This is a genomic window from Pedobacter nutrimenti (assembly GCF_032678445.1).
In the GTDB taxonomy this organism is placed as follows: Bacteria; Bacteroidota; Bacteroidia; order Sphingobacteriales; family Sphingobacteriaceae; genus Pedobacter; species Pedobacter nutrimenti_A.
This window is the reverse complement of sequence record NZ_JAVTSQ010000008.1, coordinates 215,621-237,601: the sequence shown is the minus strand read 5'-3', so window position 1 is coordinate 237,601 and position 21,981 is coordinate 215,621. Positions and strand designations below refer to the sequence as shown.

The following is a 21,981-nucleotide window of genomic DNA, read 5'->3' as shown; positions in this document are numbered from 1 at the left end:
TTTAGGTTTTATTTTGTTTTAGGCAACAAAATTTATTTCTTTGGCTGAGGGTAAAATTGGAGTGAATCATAAAAAAAGAGGGATGAAAATCATAACTAAATGGGATGAAAATCATGCTTAACTCCTCAAAACACCCTGTAAATCGTATTTTTGTAGTCGCTTTACCAGTACGGTCGACCAAATATTTTATAACCAGAGCAAATGAAAAGAATTGTTTTTTTGAGTCTGTTTCTGTTTTTGCATCACTTTTGCAAAAGCCAGGAACTCCGCTTCAACCAGCTCATGACCAAAAATGGACTCTCACAAAACTCCATATTTGCTATCGCGCAAGACAGCCGGGGCTTTATGTGGTATGGATCAAGATTTGGTTTAAACAGATACGATGGTCATAAATTTTTACTTTATAAAAGCAGTTCATTAGATACCACAACACTTTCTGATGACTATATACTGTCCATGTATAATGATTCAAAGGATGTATTGTGGGTGGGTACATCCAATGGGTTAAACAGATTCGACCCAGTAAAGAATTCCTTTAAAAGAATCTATATTCCCTCAGGATATAAAAACAGTATTAATGCCATTACAACAATCTACGAGGACAAAACCGGACGAATCTGGCTGGGCACCTATATGGGGCTCTATCTACTTACAGATCGTCAAACAGATACATTCAAGCCAGCAGCCTTCGCCGGCCTTCGTCACCCGCTACTTAGTAATGAAATTCTGAGCATTTTTGAGGATGATGAAGGTTCTTTTTGGGTGGGTACGAATAAAGGTCTTCTTTATTTCAGCAAAGGAAAAGAGCCACTAGTCTTTACCAGGGACGGTCAACCTGGGAGTATAAGTGATAATGCCGTAACCGCTATTGCGGAAGACCATCTGAAAAACCTCTGGTTTGGTACAGAAACAGGAGGAATAAACCTCTATAATCATGCTTCCAGGACTTTTAAGACCTTTCGGCACAAACCTCAGCAAGATGATGGACCCGTGCACAATGCGATACGTAAGATCATCAAAACGAAGACCGGAGACCTCTGGATCGGAACCCAGGAAGGTCTAAGCATACTGAATGCCAATACACAGACTTTCAAATCCTATCAACACAGAAAGTCCAATAACCAGAGCCTGAATCAGAACTCCATTTATAGCATTTACCAGGACAGAAATGGCTCGATATGGATAGGCACCTATTATGGCGGAGTGAACGTATCTTATGCCAATGCAACAAATTTCAAAACCTGGCAATATGATGAAAAATCAACAAGCTTAAATCATAATGTCATCAGCTCAATACTTGGCGATGAGAAAGATAACCTCTGGATCGGAACAGAAGGCGGTGGCCTGAATTATTATAACCGATCTACCCGGCAATTCAAGGCCTATGGTTACAACTATACAGACACAAACAGTCTGGCTTCTAATCTTGTTAAGGTATTATATAAAGATAAAAGCAATCACCTTTGGATCGGTACACATGGGGCAGATCTTAATCTTTTTGACCCTGTCCATAACAGTTTTAAGCATTTCGTTACTCAGGGCAACAATACAAGGACAACACGTGCTGAGATCGTTGCAATTTTGGAAGACCATAACAAGGCATTATGGATTGGAAGCCAGACAGGCTTGAGGGTTTTTCAAAAAGATGGAACTCATCTAAAAATCTCCCCTATTCAGCCGCAGTTAAAGAGTTTAGCAGAAAAGAACGTTAAGGTTCTCTTTGAAGATAGCAAACATAATCTATGGATAGCTACTACAACCGGTTTATACCAATATACATATCAACCCTCTGTGCTTCGGTACTTCAAACTGACGCAAGGCAGTAATAGTGTAAATAATAATGCTAATTATATCAATTGCATTCAGGAAGATTCTAAAGGAAATATATGGATTGGGCTTTACTATGGCGGATTCTGCAAATATGATCCACAGAAAAAATCCCTATCCCATGTATATAGCACTAAGGACGGCCTGCCAAACAATAATGTAGTGGGAATACTGGAAGATAAAACTCATCAGCTATGGATTAGTACTTCAAATGGACTATCGAAATTCAATCCGCAGCTGAATACCTTTCAAACCTACACAACCAGTGATGGGCTGGCAGGTGATGAATTCAATTATAATTCCTTTTTTAAAGCAAAGGACGGCACCATGTATTTTGGGGGCTTTAATGGCCTTACTTATTTTAATCCTGAGGAAATTGGCAAAAACAACTATGTTACACCGATAGTCTTTACAGGCTTAAAGCTCTTTAACATCCCTGTGCCCATTAATTCCAGAGACCGGTTATTAAAACAGGACATCAGTTTCACAAAAAAACTGATATTTAATGATGACCAGAATGTTTTCACTATTGAGTTTTCTCTTCTTAACTATATTAAATCAAATAAAAACAAGTATGCTTATAAATTAGAGGGTATTAACAAAGAATGGATAGAAAGCCATACCCCGTCTGCTACATATACCAATTTACCTTCCGGGACCTATACACTGCTGGTTAAAGGTGCTAATAATGATGGAGTCTGGAGCAAACCAGTGGGCATGCAGATTGAAATCTTACCTCCATTATGGAAAACATGGTGGGCCTATTGCTTATATATTATACTGTTGGGAATCATTGTATTTTTCATTACCAGATTCTTCTACCTTAGAGGATTATTACTAAAAGATGAGGAATTGCATCAGATTAAACTGAACTTTTTCACCAATGTATCGCATGAGATACGTACGCATCTTACACTGATCATGGCCCCGGTAGAAAAATTGATTGAAAATGACGCTCAGGATCAAAAAAATATGAAGCCACTGATGAGCATAAAGTCGAACGCCAACCGTTTATTGAAACTGGTTAGCGAGCTTATGGATTTTAGAAAAGCCGAAACCAAACATCTAAAACTTAAAGTTGCTCCACATGATCTTATTGAGTTTTTAGATGAAATCCGTGGCTCATTTGAAGTTCTTGCTGTAAAAAAGAACATTGACTTCTCATTTGAATATGACAGCGAACCTGCTCTTATTTATTTCGATAGCGTACAAATGGAAAAAGTATTTTTCAACCTGTTGTCTAACGCTTTTAAATTTACCCCTGGGGGAGGAAAAATAGCCATTAACCTTCAACATAAAGAAGGTCTGGTACAAGTCAGTATTACGGATACAGGAAGTGGCATTGCCCCCCAGTATTTGGAGCAGTTGTTTGTCAACTATTTCCAGGTAGATGACCACAGCATACAGAATACAGGTTATGGAATTGGTCTGGCACTGGCAAAAACGATTGCCGAGTTACACAAAGGTACAATTGAAGTGACCAGTAATCCCGCTACAGCAGATCAGCCAGGGAATACCTGTTTTAATATCACTTTATTAAATGGCTATGCACATTTTCCGAAAAATTACCTGATGAATCCATCGGGAGAAACCAACTGTAGTCTCTCTGTTCCGGAAGAAAGTCAATCTGATGTTCATTCAGATTTTATTCCCCAGCTAGCGGACAACAAAAGATTCAAGATACTTATTGTGGAAGATAATCCGGAACTGCAGCAACTGATTGGCGGTTCTCTTGATCACAGTTATCATATCCTATTTTCAGGTAATGGACTCGAAGGCTGGAATACAGCTATTGAAGAAATTCCTGACCTGATCATCAGTGATGTCATGATGCCGGAAATGGACGGCTTTACCCTTTGTGAACGCCTGAAAAACGATGAAAGGACTAACCATATTCCGGTTATCCTTCTAACAGCTAAAGCCGAGCAAACCGACCAGATCAGTGGTCTGACTTTAGGAGCAGACGTCTATTTGACCAAACCATTTAGTACGAAGATTTTACAGTTGCATGTGCGTAACTTACTACAGGCCAGAGAAAATATCCGTTTAAAATACAATAAAGGTTATGTTCCAGAACCTAATGACCTGGATATAAACAATGTAGATGAACAATTTATTTCTAAACTTATTCTGATCATTGAAAACCATATGGAGGATGAAGATTTTGGAATAGAACTTCTGGCAGAAAAAATTGGTATGAGTTTACCGGTACTCTATAAAAAACTCAAAGCCATTACCGGTTTGTCTGTGAATGATTTTTCAAAGTCAATACGTCTCAAAAAAGCGGCTCAGCTGCTGCTTGAAAAAAGATATACCGTATATGAAATTGGTTATATGGTTGGTTTTTCAGACCGCAAATACTTTAGCAAAGAATTCAAGAGACAATTTGGAAAAACGCCAACAGACTATATTAAATAATGAAATACCACCCTAAATGTTTAGGATTTTACCCCATCCAGGTAAACTATTTCTAATATTTTTGAATTCATCCTTCGCTGACTTAGGTCATAGTTGGTAAAGTTACTTTGGTTAGTGTATTTACATGGCGCAGCTTCTATTGCTGTGTCATGTATTAATTCAATTAAAATCTGAAGATCTGACCAATAATGACTTTTAGTCAACATATATTTCTACCAATATGAATAAATTTGTAAGCTTCAGAGCTCAGATTTTAAATTCATGTATAAAAACCTATTTCTTTCCGTACTCTTATTTTGGAGCTTCCAACCTGTCTTTGCTCAAAGAGACTGGAAACTCAGTAAAGAAAAAGAAAACATTAAGATTTACACGGGGAATATGGCCAACTCTAAGATTAAAGCCATCAGGGTAGAATGTGAATTTGATGCAAGAGCCTCTGAGATTGTTGCATTACTACTTGATGTGGAATCGGCTCCGGATTGGATTTACCATACAAAATCCTGTAAATTGATTAAACGTATCTCTCCTTCTGAACTTTATTATTATTCTGAAGTAAGCGTACCCTGGCCAGTGGAAAACAGGGATTTTGTAGCACATCTGACCGTTAATCAAAATCCACATACTAAAGTAATCACCATCGAAGGCCCGGCGGTAAGTGGACATGTCCCAATAAAAAAAGGCGTGGTCAGAATAAATAACTCTATAGGAAAATGGTTGATCATACCAGAATCGGATCATCATATCCGGGTGGAGTATACGCTGCATGTAGATCCGGGAGGCGCTCTACCAAGTTGGCTGGTGAATCTTTTTGCAACAGAGGGCCCGCTTCATATTTTCAGAGAGCTTAAAGTTCAATTGCAAAGACCCGTATATAAAAATGCCCAGTTTGCATTTATCAAAGACTAAAAAAGGCACTGTAATAGTGCCTTTTTTAGTCTTTGATAAATGCAAACTGGGCATTTTTTCGTGGGTTTGAAGCAAACCAGTAATATAATCGCTAGTGCCCTCATCGTGAAACGCCTCACTGTAGCCATCTATGTTTTCACGCAAATGAATTAAAATGCTCTCGTGGTCTTCCAATAATTCTTTAATAAAGCTTGCGCTGTCATTTTTACCTTTTGATTCTTCAGTAAGGTGTGTTAAAGCTAAATACTCTTTTAAAGATGCTGGTGGAAAATGCCCTAAAGTTCTGATCCTCTCCGCAACATCATCCACAATTTGCTCCAGTTCTCCGTATTGAGCTTCAAAAAAGAGATGTTTGCTATGAAAATCAGGCCCCACGACATTCCAATGCGCTTTTCTCGTTTTCGTGTAGAGTACAAATTCATCTGCAAGAATTTTACCTAGAGAATGCGCAACAGCTGCAAGATTTTCTTCTTTAATACCAATATTCGCTTTCATATTTTTTAATTAAAAATTAATGGATAACATTAAAATTGATGTATAACAAAGTACCTATATCCTTTTTAATTTCAAAACCCGGGAGGTTAAATTTACATTAGCATTAGACCTTATTAATTGGACTGCTTTTTTGCCCAGTCTAGTCTTCGCTCATCAGGAAGTTGCAGAATATGTTCTCTACTCTCCGGATCTGTATAAGCCGATTTAACAATCCCCTTCAAAACAAAATGTTCATGGCTGTTTACATCACCTGTACTTCCATATATAATCACATCTATAATTACCCAAGGATTTAACTGAGTAATTTATCTTTCGCTTCATCTGCTGTAGATAAGAAATTAATTAATCTGCCTTTGTTACTCTCAAAGATAAAATCCCTGATACTTTTACCGGGATATTTCTCAAAATCTCCTACAATGGCAAGTCTTACTCTATAATTGGAAAACTTTTGTAATATTTCACCGGCAAGCCCCGTTTTCAAATCAAAAAAAACAGGGGTTATGTTATTTTCATGAATGATTATACTTTCAAAATCCTGGTAATACAAATCAACAAGAAGTTGTAATCCTTCTTCAGCATTATTTATTAAAACAGAATCTGAAATGATCTCAGCTAATTTGCGTTCTCCAATCCTGTGCGTTTTTATATTCATAATCGAGCTTTATTATAACCACCTTTTGATGAAAGCCAATTAAATGATTCTAAACTTTTGTTATCAATTGATGATTTATTGATAAAGATTAAATTTTAAACTGTACGAGCCAAGTTAATTCCGAAATTTTATAATTTGCATGATGAAGTTTACCAGAATTGACCCACATCCTGACCTTGAACCATTCATTGAATGCTATTGGATGATGCAGTCCAGGAACTCCACCCCAAAAATCGAAAAGATTATTCCTGACGGATTTACAGAGCTGATCTTTAATTACGGAGATGTATACAAATCAAAAATTAGCGGAGAGTGGCAATTCCAATCACCACATTTATTTGCAGGACAGATCACCAGTTATTTTTACCTTGAAAATACGGGTTGGACTGGATCTTTTGCTATAAAACTAAAACCAGCCGCGTTAACTCAATTTTTTGGACTGAATATGGTTGCCTACCTCGACCAAATAATTGACCTGGATAGTTTTCCTCATGTTCAGCTTGCCAATTTAAAAAATCTTTTTCTGCCCTTCGAAAATGAGCATAAACTCAAACAGCTGTTAGATGATCGTTTTCTGGAACTCTGTAAAAATGCAACTGAAAATCCATTGGAAAATGCGCTGACCCTCATCTTTGAAAGTAACGGAACAGCATCTGTAGCAGAGCTTGCGACTTCGGCAGGCGTTAATGAACGCCAGTTGGAACGTCTTTTCAAAAAGTATATAGGGCTTGCGCCTAAATATTATTCGCGCATTATTAAATTCAATCATATCTTTCAACTCATCAAAGAGGAGAAATGTACCTGGTCGGACATTGTGTACCAATCTGGTTATTACGACCAAAGCCACTTTATCAGAAACTTTAAAGCATTTACAGGTGAAGATCCATCATCTTATTTCTTTGAAGAACGAAATATGGCCAATTTTTTTTTAAGAAAATAAAGAGACAGTCGGGTTTGTACAATACAGCAATAACAAATCATCCTATTTTTGAAAGAAAAAACATGATGACAGTCAAAAAACTACTTCTGCTTGTTCCATGCCTATGCATGTTGATCATGAACAATGTTCAAGGGCAGGAAAGCCAAAAACAAAAATTCAAAGCACTAGATTGGTTAGCTGGAAAATGGATCCGTACCAATGCCAAGCCAGGGCATTCAGGCTATGAAATCTGGGATAAAGTCTCGGATTTGAAACTCATCGGAAAAGGTGTGACACTTAAAGGAAATGACGTTACTTTCACAGAGAACCTCCAATTCATCACGAAAGGGAGCGACATTTTCTACGTTGTAACGATCACGGGTGAAAAAGAACCTGTTTTTTTCAAATTGACACGAATTGATAGTCAAAGTTTCACATGTGAAAATCCAGCACATGATTTTCCTAAAAAAATCACGTATAGGTATGACGGAAAAAACATCAAAGCTGTGATCTCCGGAGATGGAAAGAGTATGGACTACGATTTTGTCAGAATCAATTAATTTCAGACTTTAATTTCATCACCTGGCTAAGTAAACCAGGAAGACCAGTTTCTGGATTAACCTTATCGTTGTTCCAAAAACTCATTACGCAACTTACGTATTGGTTTCTAACTGGCGCGTTTACAAAATAAACCGTCAGTGTTTGACCTCCGCTCATCCTCACTAATGCTGAGGTCAAACCTTTAAAATCATAAATGATCTTTTTTGCCCGAACTTCAATCCCTTCAAAAACTACATTAACCGTCTCCTCTGACAACACTCTTCCATTTTTTTTTGCTTTAATTACTTTGTACCTGTTCAGAACATCTTCCCTTGCTTCCAACTCATCTTTATGAACACTCCAACTCATTTGACCGTGTCCCGGGCATTGGGTATTCCCAACTCCCATCCAGTAACATTGATTTCCAAGAGCGATCTTTCTTCCGGCAAAGTTTATACTATCGATTTGCAAGGATTGATAAACACTATCTGGAATACTTCTATTGAGCAAGAGTTGTACAAAACTCCTTTCAAAAACCCTATCCTTCTTATTTAGACTTGCAAAAGTTATCGTCATGAGCATCTTATTAGAATTTTCCACAAAATAATAGGAAGTCATTTGAGTAATCCCATACGGACCCGGTTCAGATTTGGAAACATAATAATTTGGTTGCAGGATCAAACTGTCAGATACCCCAAGATCCTCTTCTTTTATGCCATATTTTTTTGCCCCTTTAAGGATATTTTTTTTTGATATCCCCTGATTAATAATCGTGCTGGTAATTTCGATTCCATCAACGTTATAAAAATTAGTCCCTTTATTTGAAATAGCCTGCAATCTGGAAAATATTTGATCATTGCTTTGCCCAAAACAATAGGAACAACTCAAATAAAATAACAAAACAACAACGTTTTTTTTCATAAGCAGTATATTAAAAATATGATCAATAATGTTAAGACGCAGATTTTCATGAAGATAGGCAATTATTTTAATGTTATTATTATGAGCACCAATCAGAATAATGCTCATACTTCTCTACAATTGGGTATCCTTTTGATCAAAACTGGACTACCCATTTTGTTTATATTGGACTATCCTTATCATCCATTCGGATTGTAATTTTGTGTGTATTCTAAATATTTAAACAATGAATTTTTCCATACAACAACAATTAGAAAACGAGAGGGTTAAGCTTGCTCCTTTGGAGAACAATGACTTTGACGCCTTATATAAAGTTGCTTCTGATCAAGATATCTGGATGCAACATCCCAATAAAGACCGCTGGAAAAAAGAAGTTTTCCAACTTTTCTTTGAGGGCGCTATCCAGAGCAAAGGTGCCTTCAAAATCATAGATAAATCCACCAATGAAATTGCAGGATGCACGCGTTTTTATGATTATAAAGAATCAGACAAAAGTATCCTGATCGGGTATACATTTTATGCGACAAAATACTGGGGAACCGGACTAAATCCATCGGTAAAGAAATTAATGATGGACTATATCTTTCAGTTTGCAAATAAAGTATTGCTTCATGTAGGTGCAAATAATCTTAGATCACAGATTGCAGTAGGCCGTTTAGGAGCAACAAAAATAGCTGAAGAGAACGTGGCCTATTATGGTGAACCTTCTAAATTGAATTTTATATATGAAATCAAAAAGGAAGACTATTTATCGGCTTCTCAAAATTAATTAAGGATGTATGTACCAGCTCAATTCCAGTTTAAAGACCAGCAGCAAGTTCTCGATTTTATGCAACGTTACAGTTTTGCTACGCTAGTGACCGCTAAAGATCAATTACCCATGGCTACTTATCTCCCGTTTCATATTGAACTACGGGAGAGCACAGTTGTTCTTTCCTCCCATTTTGCAAAAGCAAATCCACAGGCCCAAGAATTGATTGATCGTCCGGCATTGGTTATTTTTAGTGAACCCCATGCCTATATAGCACCAAAAAACTACGATAAGCAAGAAAATGTTCCAACCTGGAACTATATTGCAGTCCATGCTTATGGCAAGGCAGCTATTCTTCATGAAGAAACACAACAACTTGAACTGATGGAAAAAATGATCGCCACCTATGACCAGGATTATTTGGAACAATGGGCAAGCCTTTCCATGGCCTTTAAACTAAAGATGCTCAAAGGGATTGTTGCCTTTGAGATCACTGTCAATGACCTGCAGGCCCAGCAAAAATTAAGTCAGAACAAAACAGAAAACGAAAGAAAAAAGATCATTAATGACCTCGAAAACAGTAAACACAGCACAGAACAAGATTTAGCCTTCTACATGAAACACACATAATTTCTTTGCAGGAAACACACTTATTCTTACTTTTATTAAAAAATCCACCATGAATATTGAAGAATTGCGTGACTACTGTCTCCAAAAACCCGGTGTAACAGAAGATTTTCCCTTTGGTGATCAAACGCTTGTATTTAAAATAGGCAGCAAAATCTTTCTTCTTATTGGCCTTGAAGGAGGAAACCGCTTTAATGCAAAATGCGATCCTGAACGTGCAATAGAACTTAGAGAGCAATATGATGCGATCATTCCGGGTTATCATATGAATAAAAAACACTGGAACACCATTTATATGGATAGAATGCTGAAACGCAGCTTAATTCATGAGCTCATCGATCATTCCTACGAACTGGTTTTAAACAGCTTACCAAAAAACCAACGGGAACTGATTCCAAGATAACTTAAACATCTAATTCATGGCGCAATAAAGAATATAAAACCAAATCCAGGAACTCATTATTCACCAGTTCTGCCTGCCTTAAAATACCCTCCTTTTTAAAATTCAACTTCTCTGGAACTGCCTGGCTTCTTAAATTATGGACTGCCGCTTTAATCTCTATCCTGTGCAGCCCTAATTCATTAAACCCATAGTTGATCACGGCTTTGCAAGACTTTGTGATAATACCCTTTCCTTCCGCCTCTTTGACGAGCCAATAGCCGATCGCCCCACTTTTATTTAGCCTATTTAGATGATGTAACCCAATTCTTCCAACAACAACTTGTTCAAACAAGATAGCAAAGCTCATTTCCTTTTGCTGCTGAATAAGTACTTTACTCGCCTCAATATATTCCTTCAGATCGTTAACTGATTGCATACGGTCTACCCAGGGCAGAAATGCAGAAAGATGCTTGCGGTTGTTATCTATTGCATTAAATAGGACATCTGCTTGCGACGCATTGGTTAATTCGAGCTTTATTTGGTCATTTATATATATTGTCATGAAAGCTCGTATTTGTTAAAACCTTAAATCAAAGTATCCATTAAAAAACGCATCGTGATCATAAATATTCTGCTTCATCATGCAAGTTACAAAATTCCTTGTTTCCACCGCCTGGCGCAGATTCTAGTCTCTATAGCCATCTACTTTTACCCCTACGTTGCAGATGATTAAATTTTAAATCTTGTATATTTAAATTCAAAAAACTCATTTAGCTTATTCTTTATGAAAATAGCAACTTATAATGTCAACGGTGTTAATGGACGTCTTCCTGTATTGCTCCGATGGTTGGAAGAAACAGCTCCAGATGTAGCTTGCTTACAGGAATTAAAAGCACCGCAAGAAAAATTTCCGGAACAGGCCATAAAAGATGCGGGCTATCACGCCATCTGGCATGGACAAAAAAGCTGGAATGGTGTAGCTATACTTTCCAGAAAAGATAATATTAAAGAAATCAGACGCGGTCTTCCAGGTGATCCTGAAGACCTGCATAGTCGTTATATCGAAGCCTTAATCGATGGAATTGTGGTGGGCTGTCTTTACTTACCAAATGGCAATCCTGCTCCCGGACCAAAGTTCGACTACAAACTACAATGGTTTGAACGATTCAGGCTCCATGCGGCAGAATTACTGAGTTCCGGTCAACCCGTGGTATTAACGGGAGATTATAATGTAATGCCAACCGAACTCGATGTTTATAAACCAGAGCGTTGGGTAGATGACGCCCTATTCCGGCCTGAAACCCGCGAGGCCTTCCAAAAACTAATAGATCAGGGATGGACCGATGCCATACGTAAGCTGTATCCAACCGAGACAATATATACCTTTTGGGACTATTTTAGAAATGCATATGGAAGAAATGCGGGTTTACGCATTGACCATTTTCTACTCAGCCCACAACTGAAAGAACATTTACTTGCTGCCGGAGTAGACCGACACGTACGTGGTTGGGAAAAAACGAGTGACCATGGACCAGTTTGGATAGAACTTAGTTTAAACAAGTAAGGAATTCTGCTGTTGTAACCTACATAAAGCAATATCAAAAACACCCAGCATATGAAAGCCATCCAATTTTCAAATTATGGTGATTCCTCCGTTTTGGAACTCCATCAAACCGATCAACCCAAAGCAAAAGCAGGAGAAGTCCTCATTAAAATCTCTGCTACAACTGTCAATCCATGGGATATCAAAGTACGCTCAGGTGCCATGCAAAAAATAATCCCTATCTCTTTTCCTTATACACCTGGAATAGATGTTGCAGGTACAGTTGAAGCAGTTGGAGAGCAGGTAAACAGATTAAAAATTGGGGACAAGGTATTTGCCAATCCTTCCAGTGGATCCTATGCAGAGTATATTTCTATAAAGGAACAGATTGTATCCACCATTCCAAATAATGTTACACTTGCAGAAGCCGCAGCCCTCACCATTCCCCTAACCACTGCCTACAGCCTGCTGATTGAAGCCGGTGATTTGGAATCCGGTCAAAAAATACTGATCCATGGTGCTTCAGGCGGTGTAGGGACCATTTTAATACAAATGGCCAAAGCACTGGGTGCTTATGTAATTGGAACAGCCTCAGGTAAGGGTTTAGAGTTGATTAAATCGTTAGGTGCAGATGAAGTCATTGATTACAAATCTCAGGATTTCAGCCAACTGGTTTCCGATATCGACCTGATTGCAGACCTGGTTGGTGGCGAAACACAAACAAAATCCTACCCTTTAGTTAAAAAGGGAGGAAAACTATTAAGTCTGGTTATGCCAACTTCAGATGAACTGGCAAAGGAACATGGTATAACAGCAAAATTTGTAAACTCAGCTCCCGGTTACGAAAAACTGGCTTTCGGAAAAGCACTTGTTGAAGCTGGAAAAATCAAAGTACAAATTGCAAGGACCATGCCGCTCGAAGAAGCGGCTACAGCCCAAGACTTGATATCCTCCGGCGGGGTAAATGGAAAAATCGTTCTGGAAGTCGATTAATTTTCTTTATAACCTGGAAACCGATCGAATAACAACTTCAACTCCTGCGCAATATCCGCATGATCTTCAATGACATTCGTCCTCTCTCCGGGATCAAAAGCAAGGTTGAACAACTCAGTCTTGCTTTTCACATTTTTATCAAGAATCCCATTCTTAACTTCCCCACCCTTCACTTCTCTATATTTCCAGTTGCCTTTTCGCACTGCCTCGCAAATACCATTATTTACAATGTAGATCTCTCTGTGTGCAGGATGTTTACCACCCTTTTGCAATAAAACGTCGGAAATCGCCTGACCATCAAGGGTTCGTCCTTCAGGCAATTTCGCCCCGGTCCATTGTGCAAGTGTGGGCAATACATCCAGGTTACTGATCATATTGGTTAAAAAGGCGCCCGGTGGAGTATGGTTTTTCCAGTAAACAATAAAAGGTTCTCGTACTCCACCCTCATAACTCTCACCCTTACTTCCCCTAAAAACACCTGCCGTCCCGGCATGCCAGCGTTTTGTTTCGCCATCGCCAGACATGCGTTCAGGATAATCTATCCATGGCCCGTTATCACTGGAGAATATAAAGATGGTATTGTCGGCAAGTCCATTTTTTTCTACAGCAGCCCAAACTTCAGCCAGGCTGGCATCCAATTGTTCCACCACATCACCAAGAGGTCCACCTTCAGAACGTCCCTTATTTTTTACCGAAGAGGCAAAAGCCACAGGCAAATGCGGCATATTATGAGCCAGATAAAGAAAGAAAGGTTTCCCCTTCTTTTGCTTGTTAATATATTTCACAGCTTCGGTTTTATACAATTCAGTAAGTGATGAATCAGCTGGTCTAAGCACCTCCGGTTTATGATTACGGAAAATTTTCAGTGTCGTATCCGTTTTAACATAAGGTGTTCGATAGTCGTGGCTATAAAGCATTCCATAATAGGAATCAAACCCCTGAGACATTGGATGATTATAAACCGTATGGTCACCAAGGTGCCATTTGCCAATCATAGCTGTGGTATATCCCACCCCTTTAAGCATTTCCGCTATAGTTACCTCCTGATCAGGAATACCTAGTGAAGATCCCGGACCAATTACAGATCCTAAATTCATCCTGGAGGCATACCTTCCGGTTAATAAAGACGCCCTGGATGGTGTGCATGCTGGACTTGAGACTACATAATTTGTCGCCCTAACACCTTTTTGTGCCATCATATCCAGAAATGGTGTCCTAATTACAGGGTTTCCATAACAACTTAAATCAGAATACCCCATGTCGTCAGCAAGTACGAAAATGATATTGGGGCGTTGCTGCGCATACAGACTGGTACTAATCAATACCAGTAAAGCCACTATAATTCTTTTGATCATATATAAACGTTATAGACTTAAATTTTTCCCTTTTTTATATAGCCTCAGATATAGAAATACCGGATCTCAGCATATGTACATGATCGATACTGTCTTCGTCGTAAACCTCACCTGTTACTTTGAAACCAAATGATTCATAAAAAGATTTCAGATACAGCTGTGCACCGATCTTAATATCTCTGTTTCCGTGCAGACGGATACAATTATCTATGGCCAACCTCACCAGTTCCTTTCCAAAGCCAGTTCCTCTCACCCTCTTACTACTTACAATCCGACCGATGGAAGGCTCTTTAAAAGAAATACCCGGAGGAACGATCCTTGCATAAGCAACAAGCTCCTTCTGATGGTACAACATCAAGTGCTGACAGGACAGATCTTTTCCATCCGCATCAAGATAGATACATTGCTGCTCCACAACAAATATCTCACTTCTTAACTTCAAAACATCGTAGAGTTCCTTAGGTTTAAGCGTGTCAAAAGGCTTACATAATTCAATAAATTCCATAGCCAAATATAAGTTCATTTAGCCAGCCTTAAGTCTAAAATAAAAAAATGTATATTGTACTCAACAGAGCCTATAAGTATTGCCTAATCATGGATATCAAAAAAGACCTAAAACTTGCCGTATTAATTGATGCAGATAATGTACCCTATGCCAATGTAAAAGAAATGTTTGAAGAGATTGCAAAATACGGCACTCCAACCTTCAGAAGAATCTATGCAGACTGGACCAAACCCACGGTATCAGGATGGAAGAAAGTACTCCTGGAAAATGCCATTACCCCTATCCAGCAATACAGCTATACCACAGGAAAGAATGCCAGCGACAGTGCACTGATCATAGATGCGATGGATATTTTATACACCGGCAAAGTGGATGGCTTTTGCATCGTATCCAGCGATAGTGACTTTACCAGGTTAGCAACTAGGCTAAGGGAAGCAGGAATGACCGTTATCGGAATTGGGGAAAAGAAAACCCTTACCCCATTCATTAAAGCCTGTGATAAGTTTATCTATATGGAAATCCTTAAACCCGATCTTTCTGTAGAAGAAGAAATAGAAAACAAAAAACCACAAAGCAAAAAAGAACAACAGCCCTTGAGTAAAATAGATCCTAAGGTCATCAAACTCTTCTCCGATACCATCTCCGATCTGGCCGATGAAAACGGCTGGGCCTCCTTAGCAGAGCTAGGAAGCTTAATGCTTAAGAAAAAACCAGACTTCGATTCCAGAAACTATGGGTTTCCACGATTGCTTCCTTTAATCAAAAGTATCAACCGGTTTGAGGTAGATGAAAGGGAAACCGGCAAATTAAATGTAAAACACATTTACATCAGAAGAAAATAAATACGCAAAAAGAATCTATCTTTAGCCAAATTTTATAATTATATTTTATGGCAAAAGCATCCGAAATCAAAGTAGGGAACATTTTACGTTATAACAACGAACTGGTAACGGTTACAGAATTCATACACCGTACACCAGGAAAGGGTGGCGCTTTTTACTTAGGTAAATTTCGCAACATTAAAACCGGAAAAATCGTAGAAGCACGTTTAGGAACAGACGAACAGGTGGAAATCTGTCGTGTGGAAACCAATGACTTCCAATATCTATATGAAGAAGGCGAATACTTTGTAGTGATGGATAACATCAGTTTTGAGCAATTCAACATTCCTAAATCTTTATTTGGACCAGCCGCCAAATTCCTGAAAGAAGGAATGGATGTTATCGTTTCTTTTGAAAGTGAAGAACCTATCATGGCACAGGCACCAAACTTTGTAGAACTGGAGATCACTTACACGGAGCCAGCCGTTAAAGGCGACACGTCTTCAGGAGCTCAAAAATCTGCTACGACAGAAAATGGCATTGAATTAAAAGTGCCATTGTTTGTAAATCAAGGTGATAGGATTAAAATAGACACACGCACCGGCGATTACGTTGAACGCGTAAAATAACCTCAATATCTTTATCCTGGCTATAAGCCAGGATAAAGATGTTTTTATAGCGGAGATTTAAGCGAAATAAATGTAAACTGCTACATTTACACCATGAATTTTACCGAACAATTTCCCGTACTAAATAACTATATATATCTTGACACAGCCGGTTCGGGCATCTTATCTCAATCTATACAACAATGGAGAAAAGCACATGACGAACAATTTGTACAAGAAGGAAGCAAATTCCGTCTTTATCAGGCAAATTTCCTCCAGGACGTAAAAGATCATGTAGCCAAATTTTTTAAAGCCAAAGCAGAAAACACTTTTCTTGTTCAAAATTTCTCTATTGCATTTAATACTTTCCTTGACGGATTAGATCGCTCTCATCGCTTCTTACTATTAAAAAGTGATTACCCGTCTGTAAACTATCCAATAGAGAGCAGGAATTTCAAGCATATCGAATATGCAGAACTGGATGAAAACCTGGAACAAAACATATTAAATAAAGTCAGATCTTCTAAGCCAACCATATTAGCACTGAGTCTGATCCAATACATTAGCGGAATCAAAATTGATCTTGATTTCATTAAAAAGCTAAAACAAGAATACCCGGAAATGCTAATTGTTGCCGATGGAACGCAGTTTTGCGGCACAGTAAACTTTAATTTTCAGGATTCAGGCCTTGATGTGCTCTTAGGCAGTGGTTATAAATGGATGCTTTCCGGCTATGGCAACGGATTTATGTTGATCAAAGATCATGTTAACGAACATCTATATCAAGACAGAATAAGCCACACCCTCCCACAAGAACCTTTTCTAAAACACAAGAAGCATTTGGCACTATGTTTTGAACCAGGTCATTTGGATACACTTGCTTTCGGAACGCTGAAACAATCTATACTACATTTAGAAAAACTGGGAATGAACGTTATAGAGAAAAGACTACGAACACTAAGCGAGCTTGCAAAGAAAGCTTTTACAGAAAGAGGGCTCCTCACTTCAGAAGTTGCTCAAAGAACAATACATTCTACCATATTCAATCTCAAATCAAACGAGGTATTGACAAAAAGGATGCAGGATGCCAATGTATTATTCTCTCCTCGTGGTGCAGGATTGCGGGTATCATTCCATTTTTATAATACCGAACAGGATCTCGAAAAACTTCTTCAAATTATTGACAGAGCTGAATAGGTAACCACACCTAGTTCGGAAACAGAAACACCCCTCCCATTGTTAATCTTTAAAGCAGAAAAATTAGTATAACTTATATTACGAATTGTAAACCATATTGGCTTTTTACAGCTAATCGCTCAATCTATATAATCCCCATTATTGTATTGGCCTCATCAATAAAACGCTCTATCTTTTTGGTCCCCCGAAAATTCCGCAATAAAATTTCCCGGGTTTTACCTTTAGCAGGAATTTCGATAAGTGCCTTTACCTCAGTACCTGCATAAATGAAATTGGTCGTTTTACGTATGATCTGAAAACGAATAAAATCATCAAAAGAATAGATGCGGGTAATAGCTCCTCCAAGAGTAGTACAAATGATCTGACGTTGATCTTTATCAAAGCGAATAGAAGAAAAAAACGTATTGATCAGGACCACACCAATAACCAGAGGAAAATAGGTAGCGAGTATCCTTCTAAATCCTTCATCGTTACTCATAAAATCTGGTATAGTCAATATAAAACCAGTTAACGCGATCATTAAGACCCCAAAGATCATATTGGCCGTTTTTGTATCTTTTACGGTATATACACCAGCCTCTTCTTTAAAAAATTCAAATTCCCGAATGACCTCCTTAGCCTCAGCTGGCTGCTGAGAAAAAACCAGTTCGTTAATTTTAGGTAAAACCTCCTCAATAAATGCAAGCAGGTTCTTATTACTTTGCTTAGAATAACCAGCCGACACGACCACGCCTTTTCCATGCCGGTTGGCTTTAGTAAATGCCCTGTAACTCACTGCACCCATCGTATTGTAAGGAGTAACGGCAGCCAGTTGATCAAAGCCGATCGATTTCATATTTATTCCAAAAACATTGCTGTACATGGTCTGAGTACTGCCATCAAAAACAATTTTACGTCCACCTACGCCAAATAAAATGATGCATATAAAAAAAATGAACCCGACAGAAATATACAATGTATCCCTACCCGGAATAACATTACTGGTGTAAAGAAAAACAAACAATAATGTAAATCCGATAAAATAAATAAGGGACAATAACCGTACGATCCTTGCCGGATAGATTGTTAATTGGTTGGGTTCTATCACCCATTCTGTTTTTGCCATAACGTTTCAATAGATAGTTTGATGCCAAACATCAATTTTTACGCCAGAAAGAGGAATGCAATTCGTGGCGGTAATGGAAAGAAATAGTTTGGCATCATTTTTCGATGATTAAAGAAACGATCGTATGATTGTTGATACAACAAATGAAACAGAAAAGATGAAAAAGTTATTATTATTAGGCCTGTTTGGTATAGTTGCCCTACTGCCTTACCGTGCATCAGCACAAATAAGCATAAATGTGAACATTGGATCACAACCCTTATGGGGACCTGTTGGCTATGACCATGTAGATTACTATTACCTGCCCGAAATTGAAAGTTACTACAATGTTCCGGATCGCCAGTTTATCTATCGTGAAGGCTCCAGATGGATTTTCTCTGCGTCGCTTCCATCCAGATACAGAGGATATGATCTTTACAATGGCTATAAAGTGGTTGTCAACGGAAGAGACCCCTATCGTAACTTTGACAATGACAGAGTCAGATACGCAAAATATAAGAAAGTCCGCAATCAGAAGATCATCAAATACAGCGACGATCCAAGATATTATGTTGTAAAAGGACATCCACACGGAATGCCGCCAGGACAAGCTAAAAAATACTATTCAGACGACCGAGGCAACGGAAAATGGAAAGACAAAGACAAAGACAAAGGAAATGATCGTGGCCATGGAAAAGACAAATGGAACAAACACGACGACGATCATTAAAAAATGGTTATTAAAAAGTGGTGGTATTTATGACCACCACTTTAACGGATACTCAATCTGATCAACTGAACTTACAATTAAATCTGGCTTAAAAGCATATTGAGTTAAATGTTCTTTCTGTGCAATACCAGATAAAACCAGAATCGTTTTGTAGCCCATTTGGATCCCACCCTGGATATCTGTTTCCATCGTATCTCCTACCACCGTAGTCTCGGCAGTTTCCAATCCTAAATATTTTCTTGCAGACCGCATCATCACCGGGCTCGGTTTTCCAATAACAAAAGCTTTACGGCCTGTGGCCTCTTCAATCATAGCTGTTGTCGCAGCAATCCCCAAATTGTTCCACCCTGGTTTTTTAGGCGAAGGGTCACGATTGGTGGTGATAAATTTTGCACCAGCTAAAATCATATCTACAGCACGCTGTACCATTTCTAAAGTAAAATTTCTACCCTCACCTAATACTACAAATTCAGGATCACTGTTCACCAGGCTAATCCCATTTTCATGTAAACTGGTTAACAAACCACCTTCTCCCAATACATACGCTGTACCATTCTTTCCCTGATCGCCAAGAAATTTCCCAGTTGCCATGGCACTGGTATATACGTGATTCTCCGTCACCTCAATCCCAAGCAATTTCAATTTCCGAACCACATCAAGTCTGGTACGCTGGCTGTTATTGGTCATAAAAGTAAATGGAATGTCGTTTTTAAGCAGATCGGCGATAAATTTATCTGCCCCCTCAATTAAAGTTTCACCGCTATAAATAACGCCATCCATGTCTATTAAAAGTCCGTGTTTCATCTATTATTATAATTGTTTTAAGTTGTTTTAATCAATTGCTGATAACCAGCCATATATTCTTTATAGTCTCTTTTTACCTGTCTGGCATAACCACTCGCATAATCAGATACCTGCGTTCTCCAGTCCTTCTCCCTTGCAGCAAAAACCCTTAAGTCATCGTTGATGGCCGAACCCTGAATCCCGCTGCTACGCAATTGTGCTGAAGCAGTCAAAATTGCCATATCTTTTAGCACACTTTTAAATTCTTCGAGATCTTTCGTTAAAAGCGTTAAGTTGATCTTATCTGCTGTAGGCTGCATTTCCTGAAGCACATAAGCATCCCCTTTAAAGATACTTGTACTTAACAGGGCTGGCGATATATTTTGCATTCGATATTTGGTCATAATCATTCGTTCCGCCTCCGAAGTCCATTTGGGCTGAGTAACAGAATTATAGGGAGCCAGAGAAGACCGCGTCCCCTGCTTAAGTTCAACCAGCAGAAATTTATCTTTATTCTTTTTCCCCTGTAGCAGGAACATATACCTTTTAAGACCAATACTACCCGTGCCCGCTACCCGAAATGCAGCATCGACAACTTCATATTTATTGGGCCAGGCAGATGTATTTTTTAACCAGTCAGCGATATGCATCATCAATTCCTTTTTTAATCCTTGCTCCAATTTAAAATGCAGCACATTATCTATCTTTATGGTTATTTTCTTCCCGTCAATATTGGCGGTCTTTTTCAACAATTCTTTCTCTGTCCGCTTCCTTACGGTGTTCAGAAAATAACTCACCACTCCATCTGCCGTTCTTGGGTCTATATAATAAGCCTTGCCCGAACCCAATACTTCAATATACTTATCCAAAAAAATAGCAGCCATTTTATGGGCTGCTGCTTTTTCTAATTTAAGGGTATCAAATGCAATATAAATACTGGTTAAAACCCTTGCCAATTCCCAGTTTACAGGACTCAGCATCGATTCGTCAAAATCATTAAGGTCAAAGTAAACCAACCTGTTGTTCCCTTTAAAACTTCCAAAATTCTCCAGGTGCAGGTCACCACAAATCCATCCCAGAGGCGAAGAAGGAAATCCTTTTGCCTTACTAAGGTCCTCATAAAAGAGATGACAAGTTCCCCTAAAGAAGCGAAAAGCACTTTCTGCCATCCCCTTATATTTCAATTGAATCTTGTCTGAAAGCAATCCGGCATTAAAATTTGAAATTCTGTCAATAATGTTGTCCATAGCGCTATCGATTTACCAGTTAAAGGACTGGATAGCCTCCTGTTCCAGCAACCAGTCATTAAAAGCATCCAATTTCTCGCCCCTTCCGGAAGCCTGGAATTCTACAATAACCTGCTCATCAGACCTCGATGTCCGGATAAACCGGGCTTGCATTTTCAAACCCTTGACCTGAGTACGAAGTGGCCCCAAAGCCGCCTTATCTTTAAAAACCAGTCTGTAGTCACGGTGCTGAAAGCGATCATCTATCCAAAACTGGATATAATCCATGACAAACAATATGAATATAGAAAGCACGAGTGAAATACCGGCCAGTAAAAACTCACCAATGCCGATAAACATACCCAGAGCAGCTGCAATCCATATAGATGCAGCAGTAGTGATGCCAGAAACGCTAAAATTGTTTCTAAAAATAACACCAGCCCCAAGAAAACCGACGCCGGTAATGATATTGGCCGCTATACGGTCTCGGTTATCTTCCACGCCTAAAAGATAAGAGCAAATGGTAAAAATTGTTGAACCAAAACAGATCAGGGCAAGCGTTCTGAAACCAGCAGACTTACCTCTGATCTCCCGTTCCAGACCAAGGATACTACCACACAATACAGAAAGAAATATTTTCAATATTTCATCTCCATACATTGTTGTTGGGATATGATCACCCAGTCCGACAACCATAT

General features: G+C 38.6%; 23 protein-coding genes and 1 pseudogene. 13 read left to right on the top strand and 11 right to left on the bottom strand.

The annotated features are described in order from the left end of the window. The first annotated feature begins 201 nt into the window (after positions 1 to 201). Both R2S08_RS16065 and R2S08_RS16060 read left to right on the top strand, forming a co-directional pair. The gene (locus R2S08_RS16065; RefSeq protein WP_316836106.1) at positions 202 to 4,245 is read left to right on the top strand and encodes a two-component regulator propeller domain-containing protein; all 4,044 of its coding nucleotides are present in this window, start codon (positions 202 to 204) and stop codon (positions 4,243 to 4,245) included. A 261-nt stretch (positions 4,246 to 4,506) separates the two neighbouring features. After that, a complete protein-coding gene (locus R2S08_RS16060; RefSeq protein ID WP_316836105.1) occupies positions 4,507 to 5,151 on the top strand; it encodes an START domain-containing protein in 645 nt (214 codons plus the stop codon). A 66-nt stretch (positions 5,152 to 5,217) separates the two neighbouring features. Here R2S08_RS16060 and R2S08_RS16055 read toward each other — a convergent pair. The 3 genes and pseudogenes from R2S08_RS16055 to R2S08_RS16045 all read right to left on the bottom strand — a co-directional run. Then, positions 5,218 to 5,646, bottom strand: a pseudogene (locus R2S08_RS16055) (Dps family protein); the annotation flags it as partial. Positions 5,647 to 5,759: 113 nt separating this feature from the next. Then, positions 5,760 to 5,918 (bottom strand): hypothetical protein, encoded by a 159-nt coding sequence (locus tag R2S08_RS16050; RefSeq protein WP_316836104.1) that lies wholly within the window; start codon positions 5,916 to 5,918, stop codon positions 5,760 to 5,762. 20 nt (positions 5,919 to 5,938) lie between these two features. Continuing rightward, positions 5,939 to 6,298: a DUF4180 domain-containing protein gene (locus R2S08_RS16045; RefSeq protein WP_316836103.1), complete on the bottom strand. Its 360-nt coding sequence runs from the start codon at positions 6,296 to 6,298 to the stop codon at positions 5,939 to 5,941. Between the two features lie 139 nt (positions 6,299 to 6,437). Here R2S08_RS16045 and R2S08_RS16040 point away from each other — a divergent pair, with 139 nt between their 5' ends. Together R2S08_RS16040 and R2S08_RS16035 are read left to right on the top strand one after the other, a co-directional pair. Beyond that, positions 6,438 to 7,238, top strand: a complete 801-nt coding sequence (locus R2S08_RS16040) for a helix-turn-helix domain-containing protein (protein ID WP_316836102.1) — start codon at positions 6,438 to 6,440, stop codon at positions 7,236 to 7,238. 62 nt (positions 7,239 to 7,300) lie between these two features. After that, positions 7,301 to 7,777: a DUF6265 family protein gene (locus tag R2S08_RS16035; protein WP_316836101.1), complete on the top strand. Its 477-nt coding sequence runs from the start codon at positions 7,301 to 7,303 to the stop codon at positions 7,775 to 7,777. On the opposite strand, the gene R2S08_RS16030 is transcribed toward R2S08_RS16035, so the two are convergent. Further along, complete coding sequence (locus tag R2S08_RS16030; RefSeq protein WP_316836100.1) at positions 7,770 to 8,678, bottom strand: hypothetical protein; 909 nt, start codon at positions 8,676 to 8,678, stop codon at positions 7,770 to 7,772. The genes R2S08_RS16035 and R2S08_RS16030 overlap by 8 nt on opposite strands. A 226-nt stretch (positions 8,679 to 8,904) precedes the next feature. Here R2S08_RS16030 and R2S08_RS16025 point away from each other — a divergent pair, with 226 nt between their 5' ends. The 3 genes from R2S08_RS16025 to R2S08_RS16015 are packed head-to-tail and all read left to right on the top strand — an operon-like array spanning position 8,905 to position 10,459. Then, positions 8,905 to 9,447, top strand: a complete 543-nt coding sequence (locus R2S08_RS16025) for a GNAT family N-acetyltransferase (protein WP_316836099.1) — start codon at positions 8,905 to 8,907, stop codon at positions 9,445 to 9,447. Positions 9,448 to 9,453: 6 nt separating this feature from the next. Beyond that, a complete protein-coding gene (locus R2S08_RS16020) occupies positions 9,454 to 10,059 on the top strand; it encodes an FMN-binding negative transcriptional regulator (protein WP_316836098.1) in 606 nt (201 codons plus the stop codon). A gap of 49 nt (positions 10,060 to 10,108) precedes the next feature. Then, a complete protein-coding gene (locus R2S08_RS16015) occupies positions 10,109 to 10,459 on the top strand; it encodes an MmcQ/YjbR family DNA-binding protein (RefSeq protein ID WP_316836097.1) in 351 nt (116 codons plus the stop codon). Between the two features lies 1 nt (position 10,460). Here the strand turns inward: R2S08_RS16015 and R2S08_RS16010 are convergent, their stop codons facing one another. Further along, positions 10,461 to 11,000 carry a GNAT family protein gene (locus tag R2S08_RS16010; RefSeq protein ID WP_316836096.1) on the bottom strand — a complete coding sequence of 180 codons (540 nt, stop codon included), beginning with the start codon at positions 10,998 to 11,000 and terminating at the stop codon, positions 10,461 to 10,463. A 222-nt stretch (positions 11,001 to 11,222) separates the two neighbouring features. On the opposite strand from R2S08_RS16010, the gene xth reads away from it, so the two are divergent. After that, positions 11,223 to 12,002 carry an exodeoxyribonuclease III gene (gene xth / locus R2S08_RS16005; protein ID WP_316836095.1) on the top strand — a complete coding sequence of 260 codons (780 nt, stop codon included), beginning with the start codon at positions 11,223 to 11,225 and terminating at the stop codon, positions 12,000 to 12,002. Between the two features lie 51 nt (positions 12,003 to 12,053). Further along, positions 12,054 to 12,974, top strand: a complete 921-nt coding sequence (locus R2S08_RS16000) for an NADP-dependent oxidoreductase (RefSeq protein ID WP_316836094.1) — start codon at positions 12,054 to 12,056, stop codon at positions 12,972 to 12,974. Here the strand turns inward: R2S08_RS16000 and R2S08_RS15995 are convergent. After that, a complete protein-coding gene (locus R2S08_RS15995) occupies positions 12,971 to 14,329 on the bottom strand; it encodes a sulfatase-like hydrolase/transferase (protein WP_316836093.1) in 1,359 nt (452 codons plus the stop codon). The two genes, R2S08_RS16000 and R2S08_RS15995, sit on opposite strands and share 4 nt — an antisense overlap. A 34-nt stretch (positions 14,330 to 14,363) precedes the next feature. Next, on the bottom strand, positions 14,364 to 14,852 hold the full coding sequence (locus tag R2S08_RS15990) for a GNAT family N-acetyltransferase (protein WP_316836092.1): 489 nt from the start codon (positions 14,850 to 14,852) through the stop codon (positions 14,364 to 14,366). A gap of 71 nt (positions 14,853 to 14,923) precedes the next feature. Between R2S08_RS15990 and R2S08_RS15985 the strand changes: the two genes are divergently transcribed. The 3 genes from R2S08_RS15985 to R2S08_RS15975 all read left to right on the top strand — a co-directional run bounded on the left by R2S08_RS15985 (position 14,924) and on the right by R2S08_RS15975 (position 17,460). Then, a complete protein-coding gene (locus R2S08_RS15985) occupies positions 14,924 to 15,676 on the top strand; it encodes an NYN domain-containing protein (protein ID WP_316836091.1) in 753 nt (250 codons plus the stop codon). 47 nt (positions 15,677 to 15,723) lie between these two features. Continuing rightward, positions 15,724 to 16,284: an elongation factor P gene (efp, locus tag R2S08_RS15980; protein ID WP_108554985.1), complete on the top strand. Its 561-nt coding sequence runs from the start codon at positions 15,724 to 15,726 to the stop codon at positions 16,282 to 16,284. 93 nt (positions 16,285 to 16,377) lie between these two features. Beyond that, positions 16,378 to 17,460, top strand: a complete 1,083-nt coding sequence (locus R2S08_RS15975; RefSeq protein ID WP_316836090.1) for an aminotransferase class V-fold PLP-dependent enzyme — start codon at positions 16,378 to 16,380, stop codon at positions 17,458 to 17,460. 124 nt (positions 17,461 to 17,584) lie between these two features. Here the strand turns inward: R2S08_RS15975 and R2S08_RS15970 are convergent, their stop codons facing one another. Beyond that, on the bottom strand, positions 17,585 to 18,565 hold the full coding sequence (locus R2S08_RS15970) for a hypothetical protein (RefSeq protein WP_316836089.1): 981 nt from the start codon (positions 18,563 to 18,565) through the stop codon (positions 17,585 to 17,587). A 157-nt stretch (positions 18,566 to 18,722) separates the two neighbouring features. Between R2S08_RS15970 and R2S08_RS15965 the strand changes: the two genes are divergently transcribed. Next, positions 18,723 to 19,274, top strand: a complete 552-nt coding sequence (locus R2S08_RS15965) for a hypothetical protein (protein WP_316836088.1) — start codon at positions 18,723 to 18,725, stop codon at positions 19,272 to 19,274. Between the two features lie 27 nt (positions 19,275 to 19,301). Here the strand turns inward: R2S08_RS15965 and R2S08_RS15960 are convergent, their stop codons facing one another. The 3 genes from R2S08_RS15960 to R2S08_RS15950 are packed head-to-tail and all read right to left on the bottom strand — an operon-like array spanning position 19,302 to position 21,979. After that, positions 19,302 to 20,078, bottom strand: coding sequence for an HAD-IIA family hydrolase (locus R2S08_RS15960; protein ID WP_316836087.1), 777 nt, complete (start codon positions 20,076 to 20,078; stop codon positions 19,302 to 19,304). A gap of 17 nt (positions 20,079 to 20,095) precedes the next feature. Next, the gene (locus R2S08_RS15955; protein ID WP_316836086.1) at positions 20,096 to 21,304 is read right to left on the bottom strand and encodes a DUF2252 domain-containing protein; all 1,209 of its coding nucleotides are present in this window, start codon (positions 21,302 to 21,304) and stop codon (positions 20,096 to 20,098) included. 12 nt (positions 21,305 to 21,316) lie between these two features. Further along, positions 21,317 to 21,979, bottom strand: a complete 663-nt coding sequence (locus R2S08_RS15950; protein WP_316836085.1) for an MgtC/SapB family protein — start codon at positions 21,977 to 21,979, stop codon at positions 21,317 to 21,319. Positions 21,980 to 21,981 lie beyond the last annotated feature (2 nt).

Coding starts and splice junctions, on each gene's coding strand:
- R2S08_RS16045 (WP_316836103.1), bottom strand. CDS start 6,298: ATGAATATAAAAACGCACAGGATTGGAGAACGCAAATTAGCTGAGATC.
- R2S08_RS16025 (WP_316836099.1), top strand. CDS start 8,905: ATGAATTTTTCCATACAACAACAATTAGAAAACGAGAGGGTTAAGCTT.
- R2S08_RS15960 (WP_316836087.1), bottom strand. CDS start 20,078: ATGAAACACGGACTTTTAATAGACATGGATGGCGTTATTTATAGCGGT.
- R2S08_RS16065 (WP_316836106.1), top strand. CDS start 202: ATGAAAAGAATTGTTTTTTTGAGTCTGTTTCTGTTTTTGCATCACTTT.
- R2S08_RS16015 (WP_316836097.1), top strand. CDS start 10,109: ATGAATATTGAAGAATTGCGTGACTACTGTCTCCAAAAACCCGGTGTA.
- efp (WP_108554985.1), top strand. CDS start 15,724: ATGGCAAAAGCATCCGAAATCAAAGTAGGGAACATTTTACGTTATAAC.
- R2S08_RS16010 (WP_316836096.1), bottom strand. CDS start 11,000: ATGACAATATATATAAATGACCAAATAAAGCTCGAATTAACCAATGCG.
- R2S08_RS15965 (WP_316836088.1), top strand. CDS start 18,723: ATGAAAAAGTTATTATTATTAGGCCTGTTTGGTATAGTTGCCCTACTG.
- R2S08_RS16040 (WP_316836102.1), top strand. CDS start 6,438: ATGATGAAGTTTACCAGAATTGACCCACATCCTGACCTTGAACCATTC.
- R2S08_RS15970 (WP_316836089.1), bottom strand. CDS start 18,565: ATGGCAAAAACAGAATGGGTGATAGAACCCAACCAATTAACAATCTAT.
- R2S08_RS15985 (WP_316836091.1), top strand. CDS start 14,924: ATGGATATCAAAAAAGACCTAAAACTTGCCGTATTAATTGATGCAGAT.
- R2S08_RS15995 (WP_316836093.1), bottom strand. CDS start 14,329: ATGATCAAAAGAATTATAGTGGCTTTACTGGTATTGATTAGTACCAGT.
- R2S08_RS16035 (WP_316836101.1), top strand. CDS start 7,301: ATGATGACAGTCAAAAAACTACTTCTGCTTGTTCCATGCCTATGCATG.
- R2S08_RS16060 (WP_316836105.1), top strand. CDS start 4,507: ATGTATAAAAACCTATTTCTTTCCGTACTCTTATTTTGGAGCTTCCAA.
- R2S08_RS16020 (WP_316836098.1), top strand. CDS start 9,454: ATGTATGTACCAGCTCAATTCCAGTTTAAAGACCAGCAGCAAGTTCTC.
- xth (WP_316836095.1), top strand. CDS start 11,223: ATGAAAATAGCAACTTATAATGTCAACGGTGTTAATGGACGTCTTCCT.
- R2S08_RS15950 (WP_316836085.1), bottom strand. CDS start 21,979: ATGGTTGTCGGACTGGGTGATCATATCCCAACAACAATGTATGGAGAT.
- R2S08_RS16000 (WP_316836094.1), top strand. CDS start 12,054: ATGAAAGCCATCCAATTTTCAAATTATGGTGATTCCTCCGTTTTGGAA.
- R2S08_RS15975 (WP_316836090.1), top strand. CDS start 16,378: ATGAATTTTACCGAACAATTTCCCGTACTAAATAACTATATATATCTT.
- R2S08_RS15955 (WP_316836086.1), bottom strand. CDS start 21,304: ATGGACAACATTATTGACAGAATTTCAAATTTTAATGCCGGATTGCTT.
- R2S08_RS16030 (WP_316836100.1), bottom strand. CDS start 8,678: ATGAAAAAAAACGTTGTTGTTTTGTTATTTTATTTGAGTTGTTCCTAT.
- R2S08_RS15990 (WP_316836092.1), bottom strand. CDS start 14,852: ATGAACTTATATTTGGCTATGGAATTTATTGAATTATGTAAGCCTTTT.